Source organism: Hallerella succinigenes, assembly GCF_002797675.1.
GTDB classification, from domain to species: Bacteria; Fibrobacterota; Fibrobacteria; order Fibrobacterales; family Fibrobacteraceae; genus Hallerella; species Hallerella succinigenes.
Genome location: NZ_PGEX01000001.1, coordinates 2668473 through 2689431, shown reverse-complemented (window position 1 = coordinate 2689431; position 20959 = coordinate 2668473). Strand labels below are relative to the sequence as shown.

19 protein-coding genes and 2 tRNA genes are annotated in these 20959 nt (G+C 52.1%); 17 read left to right on the top strand and 4 right to left on the bottom strand.

The features are described from left to right. Nucleotides 1-2 precede the first annotated feature (2 nt). A complete protein-coding gene (locus tag BGX16_RS12485) occupies nucleotides 3-713 on the bottom strand; it encodes an SDR family oxidoreductase (protein ID WP_100426343.1) in 711 nt (236 codons plus the stop codon). A 67-nt stretch (nucleotides 714-780) separates the two neighbouring features. Here BGX16_RS12485 and ruvA point away from each other — a divergent pair, with 67 nt between their 5' ends. From ruvA to BGX16_RS12470, 3 genes are all read left to right on the top strand, one after another. Continuing rightward, nucleotides 781-1371, top strand: a complete 591-nt coding sequence (gene ruvA / locus BGX16_RS12480; protein ID WP_157798045.1) for a Holliday junction branch migration protein RuvA — start codon at nucleotides 781-783, stop codon at nucleotides 1369-1371. A gap of 17 nt (nucleotides 1372-1388) precedes the next feature. Beyond that, nucleotides 1389-2414, top strand: a complete 1026-nt coding sequence (gene ruvB, locus BGX16_RS12475; RefSeq protein ID WP_100426341.1) for a Holliday junction branch migration DNA helicase RuvB — start codon at nucleotides 1389-1391, stop codon at nucleotides 2412-2414. Between the two features lie 85 nt (nucleotides 2415-2499). Beyond that, nucleotides 2500-4758 (top strand): aconitate hydratase, encoded by a 2259-nt coding sequence (locus tag BGX16_RS12470; RefSeq protein WP_100426340.1) that lies wholly within the window; start codon nucleotides 2500-2502, stop codon nucleotides 4756-4758. Nucleotides 4759-4806: 48 nt separating this feature from the next. On the opposite strand, the gene BGX16_RS12465 is transcribed toward BGX16_RS12470, so the two are convergent. After that, nucleotides 4807-5676: a patatin-like phospholipase family protein gene (locus tag BGX16_RS12465; RefSeq protein ID WP_100426339.1), complete on the bottom strand. Its 870-nt coding sequence runs from the start codon at nucleotides 5674-5676 to the stop codon at nucleotides 4807-4809. A 54-nt stretch (nucleotides 5677-5730) separates the two neighbouring features. On the opposite strand from BGX16_RS12465, the gene BGX16_RS12460 reads away from it, so the two are divergent. The 9 genes from BGX16_RS12460 to BGX16_RS12420 all read left to right on the top strand — a co-directional run bounded on the left by BGX16_RS12460 (nucleotide 5731) and on the right by BGX16_RS12420 (nucleotide 14607). Continuing rightward, the gene (locus BGX16_RS12460; RefSeq protein ID WP_100426338.1) at nucleotides 5731-6552 is read left to right on the top strand and encodes a NifU family protein; all 822 of its coding nucleotides are present in this window, start codon (nucleotides 5731-5733) and stop codon (nucleotides 6550-6552) included. Between the two features lies 1 nt (nucleotide 6553). Next, nucleotides 6554-7990, top strand: coding sequence for a Fe-S cluster assembly protein SufB (gene sufB, locus BGX16_RS12455; protein WP_100426337.1), 1437 nt, complete (start codon nucleotides 6554-6556; stop codon nucleotides 7988-7990). Nucleotides 7991-8008: 18 nt separating this feature from the next. Beyond that, a complete protein-coding gene (locus BGX16_RS12450) occupies nucleotides 8009-9157 on the top strand; it encodes an MraY family glycosyltransferase (RefSeq protein WP_100426336.1) in 1149 nt (382 codons plus the stop codon). After that, nucleotides 9157-10398: a UTP--glucose-1-phosphate uridylyltransferase gene (locus BGX16_RS12445; protein ID WP_100426335.1), complete on the top strand. Its 1242-nt coding sequence runs from the start codon at nucleotides 9157-9159 to the stop codon at nucleotides 10396-10398. Before BGX16_RS12450 ends, BGX16_RS12445 begins: the two co-directional genes overlap by 1 nt. Before the next feature lie 54 nt (nucleotides 10399-10452). Further along, nucleotides 10453-11241: a lysophospholipid acyltransferase family protein gene (locus BGX16_RS12440; RefSeq protein ID WP_157798044.1), complete on the top strand. Its 789-nt coding sequence runs from the start codon at nucleotides 10453-10455 to the stop codon at nucleotides 11239-11241. After that, nucleotides 11238-11708 carry a Smr/MutS family protein gene (locus tag BGX16_RS12435; protein ID WP_100426333.1) on the top strand — a complete coding sequence of 157 codons (471 nt, stop codon included), beginning with the start codon at nucleotides 11238-11240 and terminating at the stop codon, nucleotides 11706-11708. The genes BGX16_RS12440 and BGX16_RS12435 overlap by 4 nt, the downstream gene beginning before the upstream one ends. A gap of 63 nt (nucleotides 11709-11771) precedes the next feature. After that, nucleotides 11772-11845, top strand: a tRNA-Pro gene (locus BGX16_RS12430). A gap of 565 nt (nucleotides 11846-12410) precedes the next feature. Next, nucleotides 12411-12812, top strand: a complete 402-nt coding sequence (locus BGX16_RS12425) for a hypothetical protein (protein WP_100426332.1) — start codon at nucleotides 12411-12413, stop codon at nucleotides 12810-12812. A 109-nt stretch (nucleotides 12813-12921) separates the two neighbouring features. Beyond that, nucleotides 12922-14607 (top strand): glycoside hydrolase family 9 protein, encoded by a 1686-nt coding sequence (locus tag BGX16_RS12420; RefSeq protein ID WP_100426331.1) that lies wholly within the window; start codon nucleotides 12922-12924, stop codon nucleotides 14605-14607. 111 nt (nucleotides 14608-14718) lie between these two features. On the opposite strand, the gene BGX16_RS12415 is transcribed toward BGX16_RS12420, so the two are convergent. Further along, the gene (locus tag BGX16_RS12415) at nucleotides 14719-15306 is read right to left on the bottom strand and encodes a hypothetical protein (protein WP_100426330.1); all 588 of its coding nucleotides are present in this window, start codon (nucleotides 15304-15306) and stop codon (nucleotides 14719-14721) included. A gap of 250 nt (nucleotides 15307-15556) precedes the next feature. Between BGX16_RS12415 and BGX16_RS12410 the strand changes: the two genes are divergently transcribed. From BGX16_RS12410 to BGX16_RS12395, 4 genes are all read left to right on the top strand, one after another. After that, nucleotides 15557-15898 carry a P-II family nitrogen regulator gene (locus BGX16_RS12410; protein WP_100426329.1) on the top strand — a complete coding sequence of 114 codons (342 nt, stop codon included), beginning with the start codon at nucleotides 15557-15559 and terminating at the stop codon, nucleotides 15896-15898. 12 nt (nucleotides 15899-15910) lie between these two features. Then, nucleotides 15911-17188, top strand: a complete 1278-nt coding sequence (locus BGX16_RS12405; RefSeq protein ID WP_100426328.1) for an ammonium transporter — start codon at nucleotides 15911-15913, stop codon at nucleotides 17186-17188. Nucleotides 17189-17310: 122 nt separating this feature from the next. Then, nucleotides 17311-17394: transfer RNA gene (locus BGX16_RS12400), tRNA-Leu, on the top strand. A 154-nt stretch (nucleotides 17395-17548) separates the two neighbouring features. Further along, complete coding sequence (locus BGX16_RS12395) at nucleotides 17549-18568, top strand: fibrobacter succinogenes major paralogous domain-containing protein (protein WP_100426327.1); 1020 nt, start codon at nucleotides 17549-17551, stop codon at nucleotides 18566-18568. A gap of 1 nt (nucleotide 18569) precedes the next feature. Here BGX16_RS12395 and ruvX read toward each other — a convergent pair whose 3' ends face one another. After that, entirely contained in the window at nucleotides 18570-18980 is a 411-nt protein-coding gene (ruvX, locus tag BGX16_RS12390) for a Holliday junction resolvase RuvX (RefSeq protein WP_157798043.1), read from the bottom strand. 92 nt (nucleotides 18981-19072) lie between these two features. On the opposite strand from ruvX, the gene typA reads away from it, so the two are divergent. Beyond that, nucleotides 19073-20929 (top strand): translational GTPase TypA, encoded by a 1857-nt coding sequence (gene typA, locus BGX16_RS12385; protein ID WP_100426325.1) that lies wholly within the window; start codon nucleotides 19073-19075, stop codon nucleotides 20927-20929. Nucleotides 20930-20959 lie beyond the last annotated feature (30 nt).

Below are 20959 nucleotides of genomic sequence, written 5' to 3'. Positions count from 1 at the left end.
AATTACCCCCGATACGTCCAACCGCAATCGTTGTGATAGATCATCTGACGGGTCATTCCCCCGTCAATGCAAACATTTTCGCCAGTGATGAATCCCGCTTTTTCGCTCGCAAGGAAAAGCACCATGTTGGAAATATCGAGCGGATTCCCGACGCGGCCCGCAGGCTGCTGAGTGGCATCGGCGCCTTCGTAGACCTTAAAATCCGTATCAATCCATCCCGGCGATATGGAATTCACCCGGACCTTCCCCGCAAAGCTCACCGCCAAAGCATGCGTCAGAGCGGCAATTCCGCCTTTCGCGGCCGTATAACTCTCCGTCTGCGGTTGGCTCATCCGATCACGGCTCGAAGAGATGTTCACAATCGAAGCTCCCGGTGCAAAGCGAGGCGCAAAAAGCTTTGCCAAATAAAACGGTGCAGTGACGCCGACCGCAAGCGCATAGTTGAAATCTTCATAACTGCAATCATCAATTCCCTTCATCAGCGGAAGCGCATTGTTCACCAAAACATCAACATGTCCAAACTTTTGAATGACAAAATCAGCAAATTTTTCAAGAACCTCTTTTTGTGAAAGATCCCCGACAAAACAGGGATTTTCCCGAATGTCAATGTACGCGATCTGCGCGCCTTCCTTTTCAAATTCATTTACGATGGTCGCTCCGATTCCATGAGCACCACCAGTCACAACGACATTTTTATTTTGGAACGATTTCATGGAGAAAATATAAGAACTTTCAAAACCACTGCACAAAAGTACACGAAAGTATATATATTTAATGCGTATGATTGAAAGATTGCATGGAATTCTTGTGGAACGCCACCCAACTTTAGCTGTCGTCGAATGCGGCGGTGTAGGTTACGGGGTTCAAATCTCTGCCCGCACAGGGGAACGTTTGCCCACCGAAGGTTCGGAAATTACCCTGCTCACGCATCTCGTGGTCCGCGAAGACGCGATGGAACTTTTCGGCTTTGCCGATGCGCAGGAAAAAGAGCTTTTCTTGAGCATGATTACGGTGAACGGCGTCGGTCCGAAGACCGCCCAGCGCATTCTTTCGAGCGTTTCCCCGGGTGACTTCCTTTCGATCATCGCCCGTGGCGATAAAGCGGCCCTCGGCAAAATCAAGGGCGTCGGCAAAAAGACTGCCGAAATGTTCGTGTTGACCTTGAAAGACAAGGCGATGGCCCTTTCTGCCGTGGAAGGCGGCGAACAGACTGCCCTCCTCGCCCCAAACCAGAGCGAAGCGATCCAGGCCCTGCACACCCTCGGCGTCAAGGAACCTGCGGCCTCCAAGGCAGTCGAAAAAGCGGTCGAAATCCTCGGCACGAACGTCGACGTCACAAAGCTCATCCCCGAAGCGCTCAAACACGTTTAAGCTTGTAAAGGAACTCCATGTCGGAACGTATCATTTCTCCTGAGCAAGAAAATTTCGAAGAGGCGGAACTGGATCGCAGTCTGCGTCCGGAATCCCTTGCGGACTTTACAGGCGAAGACCACATCAAGGAAAGCCTACAGATTTCGATCGAAGCGGCCAAACGCCGCGGCGAAGCCTTGGACCACTGCCTTTTTGCAGGTCCTCCGGGCCTCGGAAAAACGACTCTTGCCGGTATCATCGCAAAGGAAATGGGCGTAGGCATTCACATTACAAGCGGGCCCGTTTTAGAAAAGGCGAGCGATCTCGCCGGACTTCTCACAAGCCTTGGCGAAAACGACATCCTTTTCATTGATGAGATTCACCGTTTGGGACGCGTGATTGAAGAATATCTCTACCCCGCAATGGAAGATTTCCGTTTGGACATTATGCTCGACTCCGGTCCTGCGGCAAGAACGGTGAACCTTCCGCTGAAGCATTTTACGCTCGTCGGAGCCACGACACGTACAGGCCTTCTTACCGGCCCGCTCCGCGACCGCTTCGGTCTGCACTACCGCCTGGACCTTTACCCGGCAAAGGATCTGCAAAAGATTCTTGTCCGCAGCGCAAAGATTTTGAATGTCGGCATCACCGATGAAGCGGCAAAGATTTTAAGTTCCAAATGCAGAGGCACGCCGCGTATTGCTAACCGTGTACTGCGCCGCGCCCGCGACGTGGCAGAAGTCCGCGGAGAAGGTATCATCGACAAGGAAGTCGCCGAGCGCACCTTGAAAATGCTCGGCATCGACGAACGCGGCCTCGATCCGATGGACAGAAAGATCCTTTCGACGCTTGCGACGCACTTCGCCGGAGGCCCTGTAGGTCTCGGGACAATCGGAGCATCGCTCGGCGAAGAACCGGACACTCTTGAAGAAGTTTACGAGCCTTACCTGATTCAACAAGGTCTGCTGTCCCGGACCCCTCGCGGACGCATTTTGACACCGACAGCTTACCAAGCGCTGCACCTGCCTGTCCCCAAAGGAACCCAAGCAGAGCTCGACTTGTAGCCAAATCCGTTTCTACATCGCTTACTACGGCTAAAAATGGGCGTTGATTTACTACATTCTACGCGAACGTCTATGAGGTACTTTTATGCTTTTTAACTTGGACATGATCAAGGAACGTTACGCTCGCATCCCAGAACGTGTGGAAAAAGCGCGTAAGCTGCTCGGTCGCCCGCTGACTCTGGCAGAAAAAATCCTTTACTCTCACCTGATTGATGGCGCTGAAAATCAGGTTTACGAACGCGGAAAGTCCTTTGCGGAATTCCACCCGGACCGCGTCGCCATGCAGGATGCAACGGCCCAGATGGCTTTGCTCCAGTTCACGACCGCAGGCAAGTCCAAGGTTGCCCTCCCTTCTTCCGTCCACTGTGACCATTTGATTACCGCGAAAAACGGTAAGGAAGAAGACCTCCCGAAGGCTCTCGAAGAAAACAAGGAAGTTTACGGATTCCTGAGCTCCGTCGCCGCCAAGTACGGCATCGACTTCTGGAAGCCGGGTGCAGGCATTATTCACCAGGTCGTTCTCGAAAACTACGCCTTCCCGGGCGGCATGATGATCGGTACGGACTCCCACACGGTGAACGCAGGCGGTCTCGGCATGCTCGCGATCGGTGTCGGCGGCGCCGACGCTGTGGACGCGATGGTAGGTCTTCCGTGGGAACTCAAGTACCCGAAACTCATCGGTATCCATTTGAAGGGCAAGCTCACCGGCTTTGCAAGCCCGAAGGATGTCATTCTGAAGGTCGCTCGCCTGCTCACGGTAAAGGGCGGCACGAACGCCATTTGCGAATACTTCGGCGAAGGTACTCGCGAACTCTCTGCAACCGGTAAGGCAAGCATTGCGAACATGGGCGCCGAAGTCGGCGCCACCTGCAGCACGTTCAGCTACGACGCCACGATGGAACGCTATCTCCGCGCCACGGGCCGTGAAGCCGTTGCAGACGAAGCGAACAAGATTGCGGACTGCCTCCGCGCAGACCCGGAAGTCGAAGCCGAACCGGAAAAGTACTTCGACAAGGTCATCGAAATCGACCTTTCCACGCTGAAGCCGTATTACAACGGCCCGTTCAGCCCGGACCGCGGATTCCCGATCAGCGAAATGCAGGAATCCCTCAAGGAATTCGATTCGACGCACGTCGTAAGCGCAGCCCTCATCGGTAGCTGCACGAACTCGAGCTACGAAGATCTTTCCCAGGTTGCCTCTCTCATTAAGCAGGCTTTGGAAAAGGGTCTTACTCCGAAGGCTCCGCTCATCATCAACCCGGGTTCCGAACAAGTCCGTTACACCGCCGAACGCGACGGTTTCATCGACCTCTTCAAGCAGTTCGGAGCAACAATCATGACGAACGCTTGCGGTCCTTGCATCGGTATGTGGGCTCGCCTCGGTGCCGAAAAGAAGGAAAAGAACTCGATTGTCCACAGCTTTAACCGTAACTTCGCCAAGCGCGCGGACGGCAACCCGAACACACACGCGTTCGTCGCAAGCCCGCTCATGGCAGTCGTCGCAGCCCTTTCCGGTTCTCTCTTGTTCGACCCGGAAAAGGACTTCCTCGTGAACGACAAGGGCGAACAGGTGAAGCTTGTTCCGCCGTCCAAGGATGAACTCCCGGTGAAGGGTTTCGCTGTCGAAGATCCGGGCTATGTCGCTCCGGCCGAAGACGGTTCGAAAATTCAAATTTCCGTGGACCCGAACTCCAAGCGTTTGCAGCTCTTGACTCCGTTCAAGGCTTGGGACGGCAAGAACATTTCCGGCGCTCCGCTCCTCATCAAGGCCAAGGGCAAGTGCACGACCGACCACATTTCCATGGCAGGTCCATGGCTCAAGTTCCGTGGTCACTTGGAAAACATTTCGAACAACATGCTCATCGGTGCTGTCAACGCCTTTAACGGCCAGACGAACCAGGTGAAGGGAAACGATGGCCAGTTCTACGAAGTGCCGGCCCTCGCCCGCAAGTACCGCGATGCAGGTACGGGTTCGATCGTCATCGGTGACGAAAACTACGGAGAAGGTTCTAGCCGCGAACACGCCGCTATGGAACCGCGTTACCTCGGCGTGAAGGCTGTAATCGTGAAGAGCTTCGCCCGTATCCACGAAACAAACCTGAAAAAGCAGGGTATGCTCGCCCTGACATTCACGAACCCGGCTGATTATGATAAAGTCCGCGAAGGCGACTATTTTGATATCAACGGTCTCACGCACTTCGCCCCGGGCTGCCACTTCACCCTCGTGATCCATCACGCGGACGGAACCGAAGACACCGCAGAGCTGAGCGAGACCTACAACCAACAGCAGTGGGACTGGTTCAAGGCAGGCAGCGCTCTGAACAAGATTCGTTCGGGCAACTAAGCCGTTTGAAATTCAAAAAGCTCGCCATTTATGGCGAGCTTTTTGACGTTATTCTTTGGCGATGAACTTTTTCAAGTCATCGAACATCGCCTTCGCCTCTTCGAAGCCTTCTTCGTAAAGGACGTTTAATTTGTTCACATCCTTTTCAAGACGAGCCACTTTCACGGTCTTCTGCGGGCGAATCACAAAGACTTCCCCGCGGGCATCCGCTTCTTCCAATTCTTCGAGAGTCTGATTGTAAACGCGATAACGGTTTGCACAGGCCTCTACGAACTTTGGATATTTGCGGTACTTGACGCGAATAAGCGGCATGAGCGCATTCGGATCTTTGCGGTAACCCTTTGCACGGGTCAAGACAACGATGCACTTTTCGTATCCCATCCGCTGAAAAGCCTTGTATGGAATACTGTCCGCAACGCCGCCGTCCAAATGCGGAATTCCATCAATGTTTACCAGTCTCGAAACGAGCGGTAAGGATCCCGAAGCGCGGAGCTTGTCCATTCCTTCACTCGTCGTCATATCCTTCAACAGGAGGTTTTCCGCTTCCCCCGTCATCACGTTCGTCACCGTCGCATAGCATTTGATCGGCGAAGCTTCAAAAGCCGCATAATCGAACGGGTCAAGTTCATTTGGAATCGTTTCGTAGCAGAATTTTTTGTTGAACAGATCCCCCGTCAACAGCAAGGAGCGGAAACTCATATAGCGCTTGTCATTGGCATAGGTCGCAATTACACGAAATCCGCGTTTTGGCTGATTTGCCACATAATTGACCGCCTGCACGGCCCCAGCGCTTACCCCCACAACTCCGTCGACTAAGAAGTTCTGTTCCAGCAAAAAATCGATGACGCCGGCCGTATAGACGCCGCGCATGCCGCCCCCTTCGAGGACAAGACCAAGTTTTTTACTAGGAATTTGCATCTTATAGCTCCTTTTCCAGTTTTCTCGGCTTGAAATTACTAATTTTGAGACACTATGAGTGAAATTTCTGAATCCTATGTTTCTGAAAAAGTGAAAGCGATTGCCAGAGCTCCCAAATACCGCGGAGCGATTTTCCAAGTGGAAGCCGATGAACGCGGTCTCGCCTTGATCGACGGCAAAGAAGAAAGCTTGAAGATCTACATCACCGTAGATCCGGAAAAGGATCAGATTGTTGAAACCCGCTTCTTTACCTATGGCGGTCCGATCTTTACCGCACTCGCCGACACGCTTTGCGAACGTTTGCAGGGCAAGGCTGTAGAATATCTCGGAAAGACCGATGTGAACCAGCTCGAAAAGGAACTGCGCGACGATCCCGAAACCCCGGCATTCTCGACGAAATCGGCCGAACTCGCTAGCCTTCAAAAGCTGATTGCAAAGCTCATCGAATCCTACCCGGAAAAGAAGGCGGTCGCACTCGCCGCCCGAGAAACAATGGAAAAGGTCAGATACCGCACCCAGACTGTAGAAGGTCGCAACGAAGCCGACAAGGAATGGGCTGCACTTTCGAAGGAAGAACGCCTGCAACGCATTGCTGACTGTCTACACCTGAACGTACGCCAAGCGCTCCAAAACGACGGAGGAGACCTCGAAATCGTCGAAATGATGGACGACACCCATGTGAAGATTCGTTTCCAGGGAGCCTGCAATGGATGTTCAGCCTCCACCGGCGGAACGCTTTACTACATCGAAGACCAGCTTCGCGACAACGTATACTACAACTTAAGTGTAATCCCGGAAGACGCATTCTCGGCTGCTTACAACAGTTACAACGACACCGTCCATTCCTCTGCAACACTGACCACTCCGGAGAACTAGCATGGGCACCGAAGAAGAAGCTTACAGAGAACCGTATAAGTATGGATTCGTCACCCCGATTGAAAACGACTCCTTCGAAAAAGGTTTGAACGAAGACATTATCCGCCGAGCTTCTAAAATTCGAAAAGAGCCCGAATTCATGCTCAAATACCGCTTGGACGCCTTTGAAAAACTCCAGAAGATGAAGGAGCCGCACTGGTGCGAAGCGAAGTACCCGCCGGTCAACTTGCAGGATATCGTTTACTATTCCGCCCCGAAGACCAAAAAGGCTTACGACTCGATCGAAGACGTGGATCCGGAACTGCTCGAAACCTTTGACAAGCTCGGCATTCCACTCGACGAACAGAAACGCCTCGCCAACGTCGCCGTGGACGCGGTCTTTGACAGCGTGAGCATTTACACAAGCCACAAGAAGAAGCTCATGGAAATGGGCATTCTCTTCTGCTCCATTTCGGACGCGATCCAGGAATACCCGGAACTGATTGAACAGTACATGGGAAGCGTCGTTCCGAGTGGGGACAACTACTTTGCGGCCTTGAACAGTGCGGTCTTTGGCGACGGAAGCTTTGTCTACATTCCGCCTGGAGTCAAGTGCCCGATGGACCTTTCGACCTACTTTCGCATCAACAACAAAGAAGCAGGACAATTCGAACGTACCCTGATCATTGCAGACGAGGACTCTTCGGTCAGCTATCTCGAAGGCTGCACCGCTCCGGAATTTTCGAGCAACCAGCTCCATTCCGCCGTCGTGGAACTGATCGCGCTGGAAAACGCAAACATCAAGTACAGCACCGTGCAGAACTGGTATGCAGGCGACAAGGAAACCGGCAAGGGCGGCGTCTATAACTTTGTGACAAAGCGTGGCAAGTGCGCCGGCAAGAATTCCCACATCAGCTGGACCCAGGTCGAAACGGGTTCCGCCATCACGTGGAAGTATCCGAGCTGCATTCTGCAAGGCGACAATTCCACATGCGAATTCTACTCCGTAGCCCTGACCAATGGTCACATGCAATCCGATACCGGAACAAAAATGATCCATTTAGGCAAGAACACGAAGAGCACGATCATCAGCAAAGGCATCAGCGCCGACAACAGCGTGAACTGCTACCGCGGCCTTGTAGACATTCGCAAGAGCGCCACGGGCGCCCGCAACTACACCGAATGCGACAACATGCTCGTCGGTCAAAAGAGCGCGGCGCACACGTTCCCCTACATCAGCGTCCGCAACTTAAGTTCTTCGACAGAGCACGAAGCATCCACAAGCCGCATCAGCGAAGATCAGCTGTTCTACTTTGAAAGCCGCGGCATTCGAAGGGAAGATGCGATCCAGGCTCTCGTTGGCGGATTCTGCAAGGACGTTTTCAAGGAACTGCCGGGCGAATTTGCTACCGAAGCAAAGCAGCTTTTGACGCTCAAGCTCGAGCACAGTGTAGGTTGATTTTGCTAGATTTTTCGCATGCTTTGCGAATGGATTTATCATCTCACCGATATTGCCCTTTTTGACAGCCGTCTGTTTCGTGCAGGCTTGGCTGCCCTTCTTTCTATCATTCTCGTTCTCTCGACCATGCCGTCGTACATTCGATTCTTGCAAAAGTCGGATGCGACTTCGGATTTCGATCAGAACAGCAAGATCAAGGCCCCGCCTATCATGGGTGGACTTTTGCTTGTTGTCGTGGTGATTCTCGTTTCACTGCTCACTTGCAAGCTGAACGGTTACACGGTTTCGACACTCCTTGTGCTGGCGGCGTTCAGTGCAGTCGGTGCTGTCGATGACCTTGCCAAAGTCAAGACCAAGCGTTTGATCGCACAGGGAAAGGCGACCGCCGCTTCTTATATGGAAAAGGCGGATGGCATTTCGAGTTCTGTTCGTTTGGGGCTTTATTTTCTCTTTAGTCTCGTGATTGCGATTTTCTGCTACAAATTCATTCCGGACTTGCGCGGTCACCTGACCGTTCCCTTTGTCCCGGCGGATGTGTTCCAGATTCATTTGCCGAACTGGGCGTTCATCGGATTCATGACCTTTGTGATTGCGGCGACCGCAAACGGCACAAACTTTACCGACGGCCTCGACAGCCTCGTTTCCGTGCCGATTCTCACGAGCATGGTCTTTGTGGGCGTCGTGGCTTATGTCTGCGGAAACTTCATCTTCAGTAATTATCTGAACATGCCGTTCCTGCCGGGCTGCGACGAACTGTTCCCGCTTGCGACAGCGATTGCCGGCTCTCTCCTCGCCTATCTGTGGTTCAACAGTCCTCCTGCCGAAATCTACATGGGTGACGCAGGCTCCGTGGGCTTTGGTGCGGCAATCGGTATCATGTTCATTCAAGTGCAGGCCGGACTTTTCCTCCCGATCGTCTGCATCATCATCATCGCAGAAGCGTGCTCCGTTCTTTTCCAGATTTCCTTCTTCAAGGTGACAAAGAAGATGACCGGTACGGGTAAGAGAGTTTTCCTTTGCGCTCCGCTCCATCATCATTACCAGAAGAAGTGGGAAGGCTCTTTCGCATCGAAGCCGCTCATGAATTCAAAGATCGTGTGGAGAATGCACCTGGTGAGTATCTTCGCTTTAATCGTTAGCTTTGTCATTTTCTTCGGGATCCGCTAATGTCGAATATCGATTTTGATTTAGTCCAAAATCTTTACAAGCAATTTTCGAATTCTGCTCCGGCAAAGGAATCCAAAGCAGAAGACGTGATTACGCCGATGCCGTTCCACATGGCGAACGAAGATATGCGCCGTGAAATGTGGACGGAAACCGGCAATCTTTTGTTGCAACAGGGCGCTGTCGCCGCTTTTACGCTCGCCGGCGGTCAGGGTTCCCGCTTGGGCTTTGACGGTCCGAAAGGCGCTTATGACTTTGGCCTTCCGAGCAAGGCGACGCTTTTCCGGATGCAGGCACGCCGCTTGATGAACCTCGGCGCCAAGGCAGGAAAGCCAGTCCCTTGGGCGATTATGACTTCCCCGCTGAATCATGCGGAAACCATTCATCATTTTGAAGACCATTCCTTCTTCGGTTACAACCGTGATTACATCCGATTCTTTGACCAGGGGATGCTCTGCGCCTTGAAACCGGACGGAACTCCGTTGCAGGATGAAAACGGCAATTATGTGGAAGCTCCGGACGGAAACGGTGGCTGCTTCCGCGCACTCGCGATGAGCGGAACTCTCGCCTGGTTCGTAGAAAAAGGCGTGCGATTTGTGTTTCTTTGCAACGTCGATAACGCTCTCGTCAAGATGTGCGATCCGACGTTCATCGGTGCGCTCGCAAGCAACGGCCTTCTCCCGTGTGCAGCCAAGGTCGTCCACAAGAAGAACGCCCAGGAAAAAGTCGGCATCTTCGCTTACAAGAACAAGAAGCCGACCGTGCTTGAATACTCGGACATTTCGGACGAACTGCGCAACAAAACCCTCGAAGACGGCTCGCTCGAATTCGACGGAGGAAATACCGGCATGTATGCGTTCCGCATGGACGCTCTCCGCAAGATTTCCACGCAGGAGCTTCCGTGGCACGTCGCCCGCAAGACCGTAAACGGCGTCGAGAACTGCTGGAAGTTCGAACAATTCCTGCTCGATGCATTCCCGTTCCTCGGAAAAATTTTGCCATACGGCGTCGAACGCGAAGATGAATTCGCCCCGGTCAAGAATGCAACCGGAAGCGATTCTCCGGAATCCGCCCGCAAGATGCTCGGAACACTCCACCGCTACTGGCTCGAACAGGCGAAGGTGAACGTGAAGCCGGGCAAGCTCTACGAAATTTCTCCACGCTTGACTTACGGCGGCGAGAACCTTTCGCAGGAAGTCTTTGATCGTGAACTCGGGCGCGGCATCTTTGAATTCGACGCGTAACTTTTAACGCCCATGCGGATTACATACAAAATAATTCTCCAACTGCTGTTGCATATGCCAAAGCTCGTGGAGGATTTTTTATTTGTGCTGATCTACCCGATTTACAAAGCCTTGCACACAAAGCGCGCCTGGGGCCGCGTTCAAAAACATTTGCAAAGCACGGGAATGATTCAAAAGACTTCACCCCGTCAAGTCTTTTATGCGCTGTACAAGAATTACCTCGACGGCTTGCGGTACCTTTGCCGACGACCACATGCACTCCAAAGCGTGCATTTTGAAAACGAAGATGTCATCCGCACGCCTCTTGCAAATGGAATTCCCGTCGTCGCCATGGGCATTCACCAGGGCGCCTTCGAAATGATGCACCGCGTACTCACCCGCTACTCGGACCACGTCTATCTTTTTACGCACAGCTTTACAGACATGGCTTTGACCGAACTCTTGCACGACATTCGAAAAACGCCAGGCCTTGAAGAACGCGAAACGAGCTCGGTCGCAAACACGCTCCGAGAATTTCTCAAGAATAAAGGCGTGCTCGCGATGCTCGTGGACCAAGCGACAGAAGGCCGTGGAAACGAAGTCCAGGTTTTAGGCCAGCCCACCGAACTTTTTTTAAGGCTCCCCCTCAAAGCGATGGCGATGGGAGCAGGAATCGTCACCTTCCGCACGTTCCGTACGGCAGAAGGCCACACGATCCGATTCGAAAATTTTTACGCACCCAAGTCCGCCCCCGAATGCACAACGCAAAAAATCGCCGAGGAAATTTCTCTCTGGATTTCGGAACATCCGGAACAGTGGACCTGGAATTATCACCGCAACTTCACCATAGGAAACGCATCATGAGCGACGAACTGACAGAAATCGAAAAGCTCCAACTCGAATGGATGAATCACAACCCGATGCACGACAAGGACGGCGTGATTGAAGCCGCCAAGGCCGAAGAAGAAAGACAGCGCGCCCAGGTGAAAAAGTTCAAGAAGCCGCGCAAGAACCCGGCCGCATGGAACTTCCCGGAACCCGAAGAAGAAATCGACCTGCACGGCTACGTGGCAGACGAAGCCGCAGCCGCCGTCGAAAACCTGATGGAAGGCATGAAACGAGCCGGGCTTTCCGTTTTGCGCATCATCCACGGCGGCGGAAACCCGGAATATGGCAATGTGAAGCACATCATCGACAAGAAGGTGGCTACCGTTTGGCGTCATAAAGTGGTCTTTTACAAAACCGAGCCGAACAATTCCGGTTCAAGCATCATGAAAATCGGTGAGAACAATACCTTCAACGTGATTCCGCGTGACAGAAGACGTAAATAATTCACTTTTTTCGCATTCACCCCTTGCAAAGAATCCAAAAAAATTCTAAAATAGGGGCGTCCTCGGAATATAGCTCAGTCTGGTAGAGCGCTTGCTTCGGGAGCAAGAGGTCGTGGGTCCGAATCCCGCTATTCCGACTAAAAAAGAAAGATCACCAAATGGTGGTCTTTCTTTTTTATTTCCTGTACAGTGCGGGATGAGGAGCCACGAAGAAGTGGGTCCGACTCGGAGCCGATGAACGAAGTGAACGCAAAGGCGAAGAGAGATTCGCACCCTGTGCGAACCCGAAGGGCAGGAGCGAACGCTGTGAGCGACTGTCTTATCCCGCTATTCCGACTAAAAGAAAAAGGTCACCATTGGGTGGCCTTTTTCTTTTTATGTTCAGAACTTTACGGGATGAGGAGCCACGGAGAAGTGGGTCCGACTCGGAGCCGGTGAACGAAGTGAACGCAAAGGCGAAGAGAGATTCGCACCCTGTGCGAACCCGAAGGGCGGGAGAGAACGAAGTGAACGACCGTCTTATCCCGCTATTCCGACTAACAAAATAGGTCGCCGTTTAGGCGGCCTTTTTTGTTATCTCGTAAAATGTGCGGGATGAGGAGCCACGAAGAAGTGGGTCCGACTCGGAGCCGGTGAACGCAATTTTGACATATTTTGACCTGAAATAAAAGCTATATTTATCTTCAAAGGGAGGTTTGGATCATGCTCCGCCATTTATTACTCGCCGCGCTCTGCGCCACACTGCTTTCCGGATGTCTCGAAGTCGAAAGCAACGAAATCATCCCGGGCGATGATTTTACAATCGTCGATGCTTATTTCGAACAATCCCAGTCTAACTATTCTTCCTACATCACCGTCGTAGTGAAGAACAACAGGAGCATTTCCCTCCCCACACTGTACGTGGACTACAATCTTGTCTGCAATAACGGTTACAAGAAGTACGCGACGACCTACTTCTCCCTGTCTTCGAACGAACAAGATAGCGAGAGTTTTTATGTCGGAAGCGATGCAACATCCTGCACGTACACCATCACGGCGGTACGGCCCTATGCCGACAACGATTACAGCGACTGGACAGGATCTTTCGAAATTCAGATTCCATAAATCTTTGCGAAATTTCGCTGTTTTCGCCTGAAAACATAAATCTTTTACAAGAACGCTCTCTTCTAAGCAAAAAGTGTATTTTCGGAGAAAATTTAGGATGAGGTCTTGGATGCTCAGATTACGCATACTTTTTCTTTCGCCGGCTATCGGCGTTTCCATTTGCGCAGCGGCACTTCCTGCGGTCAACCAGTTGGGTTATACCCCCAAGGCGCAAAAGCTCGCTGTCATTCCTGGCAATGATGCGAACCCGCTCGAAATCCGCGAAATGAGCTCAGGGAAAAGCGTGCTGACGGTCGAAGCTCCGCTTGTTTACGAATGGAACGCAAGTGGCGAAGAAGTCCAGGCGTTCGATTTTTCGAGGCTTCAGAATCCGGGAACCTATCAGCTCGTGCGCAACGGCGATATTCTCGGCGCCCCGATCCAAATCACGGAACGTCCTTACGAAGATGTCGCGAAGGCCGCACTCAAGTGGTTCTATTTCCAGCGTTCGAGCACCGCGCTCGATTCCAAGTATGCAGGCAAATGGGCTCGCGCAGCGGGCCACCCCGATACGAAGGTTTTGGTCTACGGCGAAAAGCGTACCATCAGCGCCCCCAAAGGCTGGTACGATGCCGGCGACTACGGAAAGTACATTGTGAATTCGGGAATTACCGTTTCGACATTGCTCGATTTTTATGAAAACTATACCGCCTATGCAGATCAGCTTGTGTGGGATATTCCACGCGAAATGCCGAACCTTCCGCTCATTTTGGAAGAAGTCCGTTGGAACCTTGACTGGATGCTCGACATGCAGGATCAAGACGGAAGCGTTTTCCACAAGCTCACCACGTTAAGGTTCAGCTCGACGGTCATGCCGGAAGGCGACAAAGCGGACCGCTACGCCATCGGAAAAGGAATTGCCGCGGCGCTCGACTTTGCGGGAACCTTGGCTCAGGCTTCCGTCATTTACAAGAAGTTCGATGCAGCCTACGCAGATCGGCTTTTGAAGGCAGCCGAACGCGCATACGCCTGGGCTAAAAAGAATCCGAAAAACCTTTATTCGCAGCCTGCCGACGTGAACACGGGCAGCTACCAGCCAGCGGACGAAAACGGCAAGGATGAATTCCGTTTTGCCGCCGCGGAGCTTTACCGTGCAACTCAGTCAAAAAAATATCTTGACGAATTAAAGGCAAACCCCGTAAACGGCAACGGCCCTTGGTGGGGCGACATGAACTTTCTCGCTGTGTACAGAATGGCAAAAGACGCCAAGCTCTACGGCAAGGAACTCCACGAAAAAGCGAAGCAGATACTCTTGAACGAAGCCGAAAGCCTGCTCAAGGCGGTCGATTCTGCCGGTTATTATCTTGCCATGCATCCGTGGAACTGGACCTGGGGTTCTAACAGCGCCGTCGCAAACAACGGCATCATCTTGTTGCACGCTTACAAGGCAACGGGAAGCGTCAAATATCTGAATGCGGCACAGCAGTCCTTGGATTATCTCCTCGGCAAGAATCCCCTGCAAATTTCTTACGTCACGGGCTTTGGCGACAGATATCCGCATCATCCGCACCACCGCCCAAGCGAAGCGGATAACGTGGACGATCCGGTGCCGGGAATGCTCGTCGGCGGACCGCACCTCGGCAAGCAGGATATCGGCAAGGAAGCCTGGAAGTGCGAAGATTACGCCAAAGCAGACAAGCCAGCCCTCGCTTATCTCGATGCCCACTGCAGCTACGCGACTAACGAAGTGGCAATCAACTGGAACGCGCCTTTCGCTTACCTCGCCGCCGCACTGCAAGCGATTTACCTGGAGTAATCTTCCGTGTCATTGCGAACGGAGTAAAGTAATCCATAAAAAAGAGCCTCTTTCGAACGAAAGAGGCTCTTTTTTGGAGATTTCTCTCCCCAAACAAAACCGAAAAAAGAATTACTTCTTTTCGAGCGGTGTATCCTTGATGATTTCTTCAACAAGGTTCTTTACGTTTTCTTCCCAGTCACCCTTCTGAAGAGCGAAGCCGAGGGTCACGCGAGCCTTGAACATACCGCTCGTCACGACCTTCTTGCCATCCACATCCGCAATCGTATACTGGCCGAGGTACTGCAAATAGCTCTTGGTTTCGAAGCTGCCCGGGACGATCATGCGGGTTTCCGAAAGGCGCGAAATATCGAGGAAAGCGATCGAGACGACAAAACCTTCACCCACGCCAATCGCGTCAAACTTCGGATTCGGAACCTTGTATTCCTTCTTGCCGAGCTTCGTCACAGTCATATCGAAAGCGTCATCGCTCTTCTGCTCCACGATGGACGGAGTAATGCCCGTCTGTTCCGCAAATTCAGCCTTGAGCTGTTCGCTGAACCAGCCGGAGAAATTGTCCTTGTATTCCGGAAGATCGTCTTCGACGTCATCCTTGTTCTGCACGATCGGCTCTGTGAAAAGGACAGAAATCGTCTTCGGAGCTTCTGTCCAGCTTGAATCAACATTTTTGTGACCTGCAGCGCAACCGACCAAATTCAAGGAAAGCAGGCTAGCTGCGAGTAGTTAATCTGTAAGATTCCGGGCGACCACTTTACAAATAAATCAATATTTTTGAATTTTGCCAATTTTGTAGTTTTGTTGATTTTATATCACATTTTTGTCAATTTTTGCATTTACAACCATTAAAATTTAGAAAATTTCGCCATTTTCCGTATTGGCACGACTTTTGCAATGTATGAAAGCGAAAAGATCAAACCGGTCTTACAACGACAAAAACTGGAGAAAGAAAATGAAAGTCGTTACCGCATACATTCAGCCCGAAAAGCTCGGCAGCGTCAAGGAATCCCTTTACGAAGCCGGCATTTTCAAGATGAGCGTCACTAACGTTCTTGGCTGCGGTCAGCAGAAGGGTTATACCTCGAGCTACCGCGGAACAGAAACCGAAGTACAGCTCTTGAAGAAGATCCGCCTGCAGATCGCCCTCAATGACGAATATGTGCAACCCTGCATCGACGCCATTATCAAAGGTGCTCGAACCGGCAACATCGGCGACGGAAAAATTTTCGTCCAGAATCTTGAACAATGTGTCCGCATCCGCACTGGCGAAACTGGCCCGGAAGCAATTGGTTAAGGAGAATAAAAAATGGAAACTGTCACTCCCGACTACGCTCTCTTTGTGAGCGAAAACCTCTGGATCTGCATCAGTGCGATGCTCGTGTTCATTATGGGCCTTGGATTTGCCTGCGTGGAATCCGGCCTTTGCCGTGCCAAGAGCAGTGCAAACATCTGCTTTAAGAACATCGCCGTTCCGGCAATTGGCATTACCGTCTACGGTATCATCGGTTTCGGGCTGATGTATCCGGGATCCTTTAACGGTTTCCTCGGATTCGGAGGCTTCGGCATCGGTGAATGGTTTAACAACCCGAAAGCCTTCTCACCGGAATACAACGGCCACTTTACACTCTTTGCCGATTGGCTGTTCCAGGCGATGTTTGCCGCTACCGCTGCGACGATCGTCTCGGGCGCTGTCGCAGAACGTATCAAGCTGAGTTCTTTCCTCGTGTTCACGCTTGTATACGTCGCCTTCGTCTACCCGATCGTAGGTTCCTGGACATGGGGCGGCGGCTGGCTCGGCGCTGAAGACGGCTTCCTTGCAACGCATTTCGGTCACGTGTTCCACGACCTCGCCGGTTCTGAACTCGTGCACTCCGTGGGTGGGTGGGGCGCTCTCGCCGGCGTAATCATCCTTGGACCGCGTCTTGGCAAGTATGTAAACGGCAAGTCTCACGCTATCCCGGCTCACAACATTCCGCTCGCCACAATCGGCGTGTTCATCCTGTGGTTCGGCTGGTGGGGATTCAACGGTGGTTCTGCTCTGAGCGGAAATCCGTTCGATGTCACACTCATCTTGGTGACGACAAACCTCGCCGCTGTTGCAGGCATCATCACCGCTACGGCTACTTCCTGGATCATTTCGAAGAAGCCGGATGCCACGATGGCTTTGAACGGTTGCTTGGCGGGCCTCGTTGCGATTACCGCCGGAGCTGACACGGTTTCTCCGCTCAGCTCCTGGATCATCGGCGCCATTGCTGGCGTGCTGGTTGTCCTTGCGGTCTTCCTCTTTGAAAAGCTCCGTTTGGACGACCCAGTCGGTGCTCTTTCGGTTCACCTCGTGAACGGTATCTGGGGCACGATCGCCGTGGGCATCTTCGATTACACCGGACGCTTCAGCGTTCTCACCCAGAGCATCGGAGTGATCGTTTACGCGATTCCGTGCTTCCTCGCTGCCTGCGTCATCTTCCTCGTGATCAAGAAGACGATGGGTCTCCGCGTGAGCGAGAAGGAAGAACTCCGTGGTCTCGACTTGAGCGAACACGCACAAGAATCTTACGGTGGATTCCAAATTTTCAGTAACACCTGATACCTCCAAAAGTCAGGTTGTTCTAGCGCAAAGGCGCTCGCGAAAGCGAGCGTCTTTTTTTACGATTTCCTTTGACAAAATTCAGATTTTATTCTATATTGTCGCCCGTAACCAATTCAAACGCGGTCGTGGTGGAATTGGTAGACACGCTAGCTTGAGGTGCTAGTGCGAGCAATCGCTTGACAGTTCAAGTCTGTCCGACCGCATAAAGCTCTGATTCATTGTCGAATCGGAGCTTTTGTTTTTTTGACATCATACATTACCATCCACTGAGACCTTCCTCCATTTCGAACACTTCGTGGTTTCCGATAGACCTTTTTCACCATTTTTCTATCATTCATCAAAAATATAGGAGGTCCTATGCTTTTAGAAAAAACATCGGTTGTGCTATGGATCGGTCTGCTACTTTTTTTGATCGCCTGTGACGAAAATTCAAGTGCTCCTAGCCACAGCGATTTTTCCGATTCTTCTTCGAGCATTCTCCAAAGCAGTTCTTCATCCACCCTCCCAAACGGCGTCTCTAGCTTCTCCCAAAGCAGTTCCAGCGAATCTATTCCAACCAGTTCCGACGGATGCATCCGCAGCAGCTCCTCGCGTACCGTCCAAAGCAGTTCTTCTAGCGCGATTTCCAGCAGTTCTTCTGAAGCAGAAATTCTTTCTTCAAGTTCCCCAACAAGTTCCTCTTCTAACGCGATCGTAGCCGTCGATCCTTCTACCGTGGTAAAGGGTTCCTTTACGGATAAACGAGACGGCAAGGTTTACAAGACCGTGAAGATCGGAGAACAGACCTGGATGGCGGAAAACCTCAATTACTCCGACAGCGTTAACACGCCAAGCCTTGTGGGCAAAAGTTGGTGTTACGAGAACGACTCCTCTTATTGCAAAAAGTACGGTCGTCTTTACTCCTGGGCGGCCGCCATCGATTCCGTAGCCCTGTATGATGCAAACGGCATTAATTGCGGTTATCACTATCTCTGTAGCGCCCTTCCGGATACCGTTCCTGGAATTTGCCCCCACGGATATCACCTTCCTTCATGGCCCGAATGGAAAACATTGCTAAGCGCCATTGGCGGCATTTCTAACTCGGGCATTATCCTATCTACAACGGGAAACTTACTCATGGCAACCGATGACTGGATTCCATGGGCTTCCCAAAAAGGCACCGATGATTATGGTTTTTCCGCTCTTCCAGCAGGACACTACAGCGGCGAACTCGGTAATTTTGGGTATGTCAGGGAATCGACTTCTTTCTGGACTTCTACGACCGCAGGCACTCTCTACTACTCGGACGCCATACATTTAAACAATCGAGATAGAAAAGCCTCCTTAGTGACTCCCGATCGGCGTAATGGCTTTTCTATTCGTTGCTTAATGGACTAAATCAGCAGTTGTCCAAGTAAGATTGCAAAATGTGCTGGGCGGCCAGGCGGTCCACAAGGCCCTTGTCCTGCTGCTTCTTTTTCTTTTTCAGGTAACTCGTTTCCTGCAAGGCGGCAACCGACGTATAGGCTTCGTCTTCCGTCTTGATCGGAATTTCGGGAAAGCGTTCCGCCAGTTTACGCACAAATTCTTCGACGACCACGTTCTTGCCGTCCTTTCTTCCGTCGGGGCGGTACGGCATGCCGACTACAAAAATGTCAATTTTATTCAATTTGACGAGTTCGGAAAGGCGCGTCATCAGGTCGGTCTTCTTCTGATCGATTGTTTCACGGGCAAACGCCCACTTCATTTCGGAATCCGCAAAAGCAATCCCGACGCGATGTTCACCGTAGTCAATGCCTAAATAATTCACGTCCCAAATATAAAAACAAAAGCCAAGGCTTTGAAATTTTTCTAAATTTTGCCGCAAAATAAATCGGAAGCACCTTAAATAGGACATCCAAGATGGATCAGAACAAAATCAGAAACATTGCGATTATCGCACACGTCGACCACGGTAAGACAACACTCGTGGACCAGATTCTTAAACAATGCGGCACGTTCCACGAAGGCGAAGAAGTGAACGAACGCGTGATGGACTCTGGAGCTATCGAACGCGAACGCGGCATTACCATTCTTTCGAAGAACGCCAGTGTGAACTATAAAGGGTACCACATCAACATCGTCGATACGCCGGGGCACGCGGACTTTGGCGGCCAGGTGGAACGTGTTCTCGGCACCGTTGACGGCGTGCTCCTCGTGGTGGACGCTTTCGAAGGCCCGATGGCCCAAACGCGCTTTGTGACACAGAAGGCTCTTCAGCTCGGCCTTACCCCGATCGTCGTCATCAACAAGATCGACCGCGACGGTTGCAATCCGCACAGTGCATTGGACAAGGTATTCGACCTTTTCTGCGAACTCGACGCAAACGAATCCCAGCTTGACTTCTCTTGCGTGTACGCCAGCGGCCGTAAGGGCATCTGCCGCAAGGAAATTGACGATCCGGATGGCGATCTTCGCATCTTGATGGATCTCGTTATCGACAAGATTCCGGCTCCGAAGGGTGACCCGAATGCAGCACCGCTTCTTCAGATCAGCACCCTCGAATATTCGAGCTTCCTCGGTCGTATGGCGGTAGGCCGCGTCCAGCAAGGAACGTTCAAAACCGGCATGACCGTCGCCCAGAGCTTCATGACCGATAACGATTCCGATACCCCGAAGGTTAAGAACATTCGCATCCAGAAGATTCTCCATTACGATGGAATTCAGTCTTCTCCGATCGACGAAGCAGGCCCTGGCGAAATCATCCAGATCGCAGGCCTTGAAACCTTCGATATCGGCGATACGCTTTCTGCTACAGACAAGCCGGTTAGCCTCCCGCGCATTCACATCGATCCGCCGACCATTTCCATGCTCTTCACGGTGAACACTTCCCCGCTCGCCGGCAAGGACGGTGGCAAGTTCCTCACAGGCAACAACCTCGCGGAACGCCTCGAACGCGCTCACATGGCCGACCCGGCTCTCCTCGTCGAAAAGGCAGACGGTGCGTCCACGTTCAAGGTTTCTGGACGTGGCATTCTCCATTTGACGATCCTCGTCGAAAATATGCGCCGCGAGCTTTACGAATTCACCATCGGTTCTCCGCAGGTGATTTTCCAAAAGGACGAAGCGGGCAAGCTTCTCGAACCGATGGAAACCTTCAAAGTGGAAGTTCCGTCCGAATACAGCGGCCCAATCATCGAAGAACTCGGTCGTCGCAAGGGCGAAATGGTCGACATGCAAACCGACGAAAACAACCGTGTGAACCTCGAATATAAGATTCCGAGCCGCGGTCTTCTCGGTGTCCGTGCAAAGCTCCTTTCCCTTTCCAAGGGTTACGCGATTTCCCAATCCCTCTTCCTCGGTTTCGAACCTTACAAGGGCGACATTCCAGCCCGTACGAATGGCGTTCTCATCGCCAAGGAGCCGGGTGCAGCAGCGAGCTACGCTCTCGCAAAACTCGAAGATCGCGGCGCGCTCTTCATTCCGCCAGCAACGGAAGTCTATCCGGGCATGATCATCGGCGAACACAACCGAACGACCGACATCATCGTAAATGCGACGAAGGGCAAGCACTTGACGAACATGCGTTCCAAGGCTTCCGATGATAACATTCAGCTCACGCCGTACCGCCGCATGACCCTCGAAGAATGCGTTACGTTCATCAATGATGACGAATGCGTCGAAGTGACCCCGCTGGCTCTCCGCCTTCGCAAGATCACGCTCGATCCGCACAAGCGTAAGCAGGAATCGAAGTCTCCGGTCGAAGAAGACGAAGATTAATCGTTTTGATTTCGAACAGAAAATCCCGCG

Excerpts from the sequence above, each read along its gene's own strand:
- BGX16_RS12485 (WP_100426343.1), bottom strand. The coding sequence starts at position 713 with ATGAAATCGTTCCAAAATAAAAATGTCGTTGTGACTGGTGGTGCTCAT.
- ruvA (WP_157798045.1), top strand. The coding sequence starts at position 781 with ATGATTGAAAGATTGCATGGAATTCTTGTGGAACGCCACCCAACTTTA.
- ruvB (WP_100426341.1), top strand. The coding sequence starts at position 1,389 with ATGTCGGAACGTATCATTTCTCCTGAGCAAGAAAATTTCGAAGAGGCG.
- BGX16_RS12470 (WP_100426340.1), top strand. The coding sequence starts at position 2,500 with ATGCTTTTTAACTTGGACATGATCAAGGAACGTTACGCTCGCATCCCA.
- BGX16_RS12465 (WP_100426339.1), bottom strand. The coding sequence starts at position 5,676 with ATGCAAATTCCTAGTAAAAAACTTGGTCTTGTCCTCGAAGGGGGCGGC.
- BGX16_RS12460 (WP_100426338.1), top strand. The coding sequence starts at position 5,731 with ATGAGTGAAATTTCTGAATCCTATGTTTCTGAAAAAGTGAAAGCGATT.
- sufB (WP_100426337.1), top strand. The coding sequence starts at position 6,554 with ATGGGCACCGAAGAAGAAGCTTACAGAGAACCGTATAAGTATGGATTC.
- BGX16_RS12450 (WP_100426336.1), top strand. The coding sequence starts at position 8,009 with ATGCTTTGCGAATGGATTTATCATCTCACCGATATTGCCCTTTTTGAC.
- BGX16_RS12445 (WP_100426335.1), top strand. The coding sequence starts at position 9,157 with ATGTCGAATATCGATTTTGATTTAGTCCAAAATCTTTACAAGCAATTT.
- BGX16_RS12440 (WP_157798044.1), top strand. The coding sequence starts at position 10,453 with ATGCCAAAGCTCGTGGAGGATTTTTTATTTGTGCTGATCTACCCGATT.
- BGX16_RS12435 (WP_100426333.1), top strand. The coding sequence starts at position 11,238 with ATGAGCGACGAACTGACAGAAATCGAAAAGCTCCAACTCGAATGGATG.
- BGX16_RS12425 (WP_100426332.1), top strand. The coding sequence starts at position 12,411 with ATGCTCCGCCATTTATTACTCGCCGCGCTCTGCGCCACACTGCTTTCC.
- BGX16_RS12420 (WP_100426331.1), top strand. The coding sequence starts at position 12,922 with ATGCTCAGATTACGCATACTTTTTCTTTCGCCGGCTATCGGCGTTTCC.
- BGX16_RS12410 (WP_100426329.1), top strand. The coding sequence starts at position 15,557 with ATGAAAGTCGTTACCGCATACATTCAGCCCGAAAAGCTCGGCAGCGTC.
- BGX16_RS12405 (WP_100426328.1), top strand. The coding sequence starts at position 15,911 with ATGGAAACTGTCACTCCCGACTACGCTCTCTTTGTGAGCGAAAACCTC.
- BGX16_RS12395 (WP_100426327.1), top strand. The coding sequence starts at position 17,549 with ATGCTTTTAGAAAAAACATCGGTTGTGCTATGGATCGGTCTGCTACTT.
- typA (WP_100426325.1), top strand. The coding sequence starts at position 19,073 with ATGGATCAGAACAAAATCAGAAACATTGCGATTATCGCACACGTCGAC.